Source organism: Candidatus Cloacimonadota bacterium (assembly GCA_020532355.1).
GTDB lineage: Bacteria > Cloacimonadota > Cloacimonadia > Cloacimonadales > Cloacimonadaceae > UBA5456.
Genome location: JAJBBD010000185.1, coordinates 1 through 5347, shown reverse-complemented (window position 1 = coordinate 5347; position 5347 = coordinate 1). Strand labels below are relative to the sequence as shown.

Here is a 5347-nt window from a genome sequence, read left to right as displayed (position 1 = left end):
GATAGTGACAACGAGGGAATTAGTAAAGCACTCTCTTTACATCAAGATTTGAAGAAGTATCCTGTTGCGCTATTAATGCCCTTGAATTACTTCTCGTTTTTCAGTTTTATTGTTCCCGGAGATATTGAAGAAAAGGAACTGCATGAATGGGCTGAGTCGTTTATTCAAACAAACATAACTGAGTATGATTTGTACGAATACCGACACTTATATTTCTTGAATAACTCAAACTATCAATGCATAATCATATCCATCCCCAAGACTACACTATCCCAATTTTCACGGCTATTAGAGCAGTTATCGTTAAATACTGTTTATATAGGTTCCGGGATTGAGTCTGCAGGTCTTGGATTAGCAGATGACGATCTATTTAATCAGAGAATCTATCTGAATGGGATTACAACTGATAAGTCTCCCATAAGGCTTGCTTTTCAATCTGGACTCATGTGCGATGTCTCCGATACATCAGTAATCACATCAGATAAAGCAATAATTACCACCGATGATTTAGAACCGGTAGATCAAATATGTGTTAATGGCAACAAGATATCTTCTGACATATTAATTCCATATGGAACGGGGCTAAATCAACTACTGTGTTTGGGCAATATTGGTAATTTTTTGGACAGCGCTCAGATACAAAACGTACATCGAAAGCTAGCCAAGAGCCATTGTCAAAAAACGTTTATCATCCTAGCATTCTTATTCCTTATTCTATATGTTATTACTCGGATTGGGGTTAGTCTAATTGGGGAAGAGTCATTGACAAATGCTAAAGATAACAAGCAGAAGAGAATTGATCAACTTACTGCAGAGATATCCCTTCTAAGAAGCCAACAGACTCAAGTTGACTCCATTAGAGTTAAATTCTCAAGGGTTTCTACAGATTTGGAAGTTATCGGACGTAGTATACCTATTGGCATGACCTTGTCAGAGTTATCTATAACCAAAACTGGTGAAATACGGGAGATGATTATCAGGGGTGATGCTACGTCTGAAAGTGAGGTATTACTCCTTGTAAGGGATTTGACATCAAAACGTTTGTTTCAGGATGTATCAGTAAAGAGGATTTATAGTAAGAACTCAACACCAACTGCTACTGATGAAACCAAAGTCCTGAGTTTCGAGATAGCCCTGTGTAATAGAGGTGTTGACCGATGAATCAAACTAGAGCTTGGCAGGCGATGACTTTACTTGTAATCATAGTCTTTCTGTATCTATTTAAGATATTGCTATACGATGATATATGGCATCTTGTCTCTTCTGTATATTCAGAGTTAGGAGGTAGGAACAAAACGGCTCTGACTGAATCGGATTTTAAATTGAGCTTGCTTAAGCACCAACACAACGAGCTGATGAAACATAACAAAACTATGTCGCAGGTTTCAATGATATCCTCGGCTACTGAGCTTATCGAGTCACTGTCACAAATTGTAGTTGATATGGACTTAATATTGGTCAGCATAGAGCCTTTAGCGACTAAACAACAAGGTAGCTTGATCGAGTATTCATTCATGCTGCAAGTAGTCGGCACATACAAAAACACTGGATTATTTATCCAATCTCTAGAGAACACATTTCCTCTGACACGTTTTGAAAAAGTGGGTCTCAAGCCAAATGCGACTAATGGCGTTGACGTTGCTCTGCAACTAGTAATTTACTCTATACGCCTATGAGATTTTTGGATATTATGTTGCTTAAGCGTAAGAAAGAGAAGAGACCATGAACGAAATGCACTCTAACACAAACAAAATCTTTCTGTGGGGTTTGATCGGGTTAGCTCTTGTTATATGGGGAAATTTTGCCTATAATCTGCTAACCAATATTGATACTACGGCAGAATCTCCGGTCAGCACGCCCAATCGTCAAATTCAACTACGTGATCATTTGGCAATCGACAGCCTGTTCTATACTGAGTTCTCAGGTGAATTCCGGGATCCCTTTGTTGGGATAAATAACTCAGAAGACTATGCCTCAACATATTGGGAAAGTGAAGAATATATTGACTGGGAGCAATCCGATAATGCCCCATACATCCCCTATCAACAAGAGGCTCACATAGTATACCCGCAAGTCCTCTTACTAGGAGTCATCGGTAATACCGCAGTTCTAAAGATAGATAGCGACACTCAGTATGTGATAACGGGTGACCAAGGCCTGTATGGTGAAGTTTTGGAGATAAATTCGTGCTATGTCACAATAAAGCAAGCAGATAAGATGATAACCATATCTATTGCAGACCCCAATATTCTGAACAATGCTCCTGCAACAAAGTGGCAAAACCAGTGATTAACAAAGTAATGATATCCTAGGAAATCTGTAGTGGAAAGAGGAAACGTTACACAGAGTTTCATACAGATGTTATCGAATTACTGGTTGGATACTGTTCCAAAATTGACTTATCTCACTGATCTTCGAGAGAGAAGCGCAATATCGTCTTTTGGTGGGTCTTTAACGCAATCTGGCAGGTAAGTCTAATTCTGGACTATCTGCTCGCATATCGCCTAATATGAGTTCCTGAAACTGGCAGATGGAGTAAATGGGATGTACCAGGTTACCGAGCCAGATGATCTTGCCATATCCTTCCGGAGATAATGCTCCCGCATGTTCCTGAGTGATCTTCTCCATGCGTCTCTTACCAATGGAATGGTTACCCATATTCTCTTCTTTATCGATATCATGAAGTCGGTTACTTGATCAAGGAATCTGACGATATAGTCGTTCAGTTCCTTGGAAGGCTCAGAGTCCTTCTGGTTCCGCTTGATCAGGTTTACGAGACTCTGCAGAGCGGTATCTGCCGGGTTCTTGGCATACTCACGCAAGGCCTGGATGAGCGCTCTCTTGCGGGCGATACTGATCTCATGATCGAGCTTGCGCTCTTCTTTGAACAACTCATCCCACTTGCCGCTCTTGATCCACTTGCGGACGGTGATATCGGAGACTCCGTAGATCACCGCCAGCTCAGTGGGCTCGGTTTTACCGTTCAGATAGGCTTCTCTGCAGTTGTCCCGCTTGATGCGGAACTCAGTAGCGTTACTCATACTCAGGTCTTACCTTGTGGCTTTCCAGATACTCATTCAAGTCTCTGCCGGAGCATCGTAACTGTCCGTTTTCCTTGGTGCGGAAAGCAGGCAGAGGATCAAGGATGTCACGTATCCAGCGGTAAACACTGGAGCGGTCAACCCGGAGGATATCAGCTATCTCATCCGTTCTGTAGTTGCGTTCATCTTTGAAGATGTTCATTGCTTTGATCTCCTCTGCTGCATTGTTATTCATAGATGCCATTGTTCATTCTCCCGTGTTTCTTTCAATCCCGTTTGCATTAGGATACCAATGTTTCGCTCATAGAGCTGTGAAGTTGAGGATGATCTGTTTGTACTCACCATACTCATCTCTCTCGTAGAAGGATACATACTGCTTGGTCGAGACGACTCTGATAGCTTTGTCGATCAGTTCCATCGCTTCCTTCCACTTGGCGTCTTTGATATTGTACTTACGCAGGGCAAGGATGCGGTGCTTGGCGATCTCGCCTTTCTTATCGACCTGGAAAGCTTCGGTGATGATAGCCCGCAGATTGACATTGGAATCTGCAGACCAGGCTTTAAGGCACTCATCGATCTTCTGCTTGGCAAGCTGCAGTTCGATCCCGAACTGGATATGCTCTTTGAATCTGATCTCTACCCGGTACTTGCCATCAAAGCTGTTGAGGATGGCATTACCCTTCCAGGAGAGTCCGTTCTTCTTGGCGATCTCCTGCAGGAATAGCTCCACATCCTCAAAGAGACGGGCTTTGTCACTGATGATGCGCTCTTGCAGCTTCTTGACCCGGTTGATGGTCTTACTTACGATGGCATCCTGCTTGAGGATTTCCGGTTTGATGATGCTGATGGGTACGTTCTGTCCCAGGGCATCGGTCTTGGTACGGTCAGCCGTCTTCTTGGGCGGGTTCTTAGGCGGATTCTGGGGTGTTTTCTTGTCGTCCATTGTATCTCCTTATTCAGTTGTCGTTTCTATGTGATTCTTGATTGATCTCTTGCTTAAGTGCCTGCTTTGCAGCTTGCTTGGCATAGTTCTGCAGCATGGCGATTACGGCTCTGCGTTCGTCAGTATTAAGCAGGTTCCAGTGGCTCTTACGGTAATGAGTGATCATAAAAGTTCGGAGCTGATACTCATCCCACTTGGCTTTTTTCATCAGGGTGTGCATATACATCCCCTGCTTGTCGTAGGTGTATTCATCGGGCTTGTTGGTGATGCGCACCCGCATCAGGATCAGCTTGAGTTCGGTTAAAGTCATCTCATCCAAGGCAGTAAGGGAATCGCCCATGCCAAGGGTCTTGAGCAGACCCCTCAGTTCATCTTCGCTCCATTTGAATTTGCGTACCCGGAGGGCATGGATATCCTGCCGGAGGTAGCGTTCCCGTTGTTCTTTGTTCATAGTAATACCTTCTTCTATCGTTATTGGGTTAATCAAATACTCGATGACCACCGAGCTTGTTCAGTCCCCGCAGCATTCTCAAGATACCTTTGGTGATCTTTCTGCCGATCTTGTGGACGTTCTTGCGGGAGATGACTACGTAGTGGAAATCCCTCAGATCGATGGCATCAATGGAAGCCAGGGCTTCCAGATAGATAAAGACCCACTGCCGGGACTTGCCTACAGCCTGGGCAATGTCCCGGATGGACTTGTACCTGCCCTGCTCTAGGACATCCAGCAGCTGATGGGCTGCACCTTGATCGAAGGTCCATCCCCGGTAGTGCTGATAACCGATCTGGCTGCGGTAACGGTTAGCCCTGGCATAGATGCGCTCCGTCTGGCTGATCAGTTTGATACGCTTCTCCGATAACATGGCATCAAGGATTGGTGGTCTTGAAGAAGCGCTCAATCACCTTTGCCTTGGCATTATAGCTCTCTGCGAAGTGGGCTTCGATGCCAAGCTTGGGGAAGATGCCTCCCAGCTCAAGCTCCAGATCGTGGTTGTCCCACTGCTCATGGAAGAGCTTTGACCGGAAGGCTTTGCCGTTATCGAGATATACGCATCTCGGTACCGCTCCCCAGTTGAGGAAGCCATTACGGAAGGCTACCTGGATATGGTGGCTGTCTTCGGTAAAGGCAAGTGAAGCTCCCACCGGATAGCGGCTTGCCCAGTCCAAGACCATGATCATAGTCATGCGTTGAGCTTTCCCGGTCTTAGGATTCATGATATCGAAGGCGAGGGTATGTCCATCTGCCACCCATACGTCTCCTACATTCAGTAGGCTGGAATCTCGGATGATAGTCTTGACTATGGTCTCTGCCACTGCTTTACTGCCAAGTCTCGCTTGAGTCCAGATTGCCATGTTGTCTCTT

General features: G+C 44.8%; 9 protein-coding genes. 3 read left to right on the top strand and 6 right to left on the bottom strand.

The features are described from left to right. The 3 genes from LHW48_06705 to LHW48_06695 all read left to right on the top strand — a co-directional run. Positions 1-1161 (top strand): hypothetical protein (locus LHW48_06705; protein ID MCB5260146.1); only part of this gene is annotated, 1161 nt, incomplete at its 5' end. Continuing rightward, positions 1158-1676 carry a type 4a pilus biogenesis protein PilO gene (gene pilO, locus LHW48_06700; protein ID MCB5260145.1) on the top strand — a complete coding sequence of 173 codons (519 nt, stop codon included), beginning with the start codon at positions 1158-1160 and terminating at the stop codon, positions 1674-1676. The genes LHW48_06705 and pilO, both read left to right, overlap by 4 nt. Positions 1677-1722: 46 nt before the next feature. Continuing rightward, positions 1723-2289, top strand: coding sequence for a hypothetical protein (locus tag LHW48_06695; GenBank protein MCB5260144.1), 567 nt, complete (start codon positions 1723-1725; stop codon positions 2287-2289). A gap of 215 nt (positions 2290-2504) precedes the next feature. Here the strand turns inward: LHW48_06695 and LHW48_06690 are convergent, their stop codons facing one another. The 6 genes from LHW48_06690 to LHW48_06665 all read right to left on the bottom strand — a co-directional run. Further along, a complete protein-coding gene (locus LHW48_06690; GenBank protein MCB5260143.1) occupies positions 2505-3041 on the bottom strand; it encodes a hypothetical protein in 537 nt (178 codons plus the stop codon). Then, positions 3034-3285 (bottom strand): helix-turn-helix domain-containing protein, encoded by a 252-nt coding sequence (locus LHW48_06685; GenBank protein ID MCB5260142.1) that lies wholly within the window; start codon positions 3283-3285, stop codon positions 3034-3036. Before LHW48_06685 ends, LHW48_06690 begins: the two co-directional genes overlap by 8 nt. A 57-nt stretch (positions 3286-3342) precedes the next feature. Continuing rightward, positions 3343-3984: a DUF3164 family protein gene (locus tag LHW48_06680; GenBank protein MCB5260141.1), complete on the bottom strand. Its 642-nt coding sequence runs from the start codon at positions 3982-3984 to the stop codon at positions 3343-3345. Between the two features lie 13 nt (positions 3985-3997). After that, positions 3998-4435, bottom strand: coding sequence for a hypothetical protein (locus LHW48_06675; GenBank protein ID MCB5260140.1), 438 nt, complete (start codon positions 4433-4435; stop codon positions 3998-4000). Between the two features lie 28 nt (positions 4436-4463). Continuing rightward, complete coding sequence (locus LHW48_06670; protein MCB5260139.1) at positions 4464-4847, bottom strand: hypothetical protein; 384 nt, start codon at positions 4845-4847, stop codon at positions 4464-4466. A 4-nt stretch (positions 4848-4851) separates the two neighbouring features. After that, on the bottom strand, positions 4852-5347 hold a 496-nt coding region (locus LHW48_06665), incomplete at its 5' end, for a transposase family protein (GenBank protein ID MCB5260138.1).

Bases quoted from the DNA above. Each gene is read 5' to 3' on its own strand.
- pilO (MCB5260145.1), top strand. From the start codon at position 1,158: ATGAATCAAACTAGAGCTTGGCAGGCGATGACTTTACTTGTAATCATA.
- LHW48_06685 (MCB5260142.1), bottom strand. From the start codon at position 3,285: ATGGCATCTATGAATAACAATGCAGCAGAGGAGATCAAAGCAATGAAC.
- LHW48_06680 (MCB5260141.1), bottom strand. From the start codon at position 3,984: ATGGACGACAAGAAAACACCCCAGAATCCGCCTAAGAACCCGCCCAAG.
- LHW48_06675 (MCB5260140.1), bottom strand. From the start codon at position 4,435: ATGAACAAAGAACAACGGGAACGCTACCTCCGGCAGGATATCCATGCC.
- LHW48_06690 (MCB5260143.1), bottom strand. From the start codon at position 3,041: ATGAGTAACGCTACTGAGTTCCGCATCAAGCGGGACAACTGCAGAGAA.
- LHW48_06695 (MCB5260144.1), top strand. From the start codon at position 1,723: ATGAACGAAATGCACTCTAACACAAACAAAATCTTTCTGTGGGGTTTG.
- LHW48_06670 (MCB5260139.1), bottom strand. From the start codon at position 4,847: ATGTTATCGGAGAAGCGTATCAAACTGATCAGCCAGACGGAGCGCATC.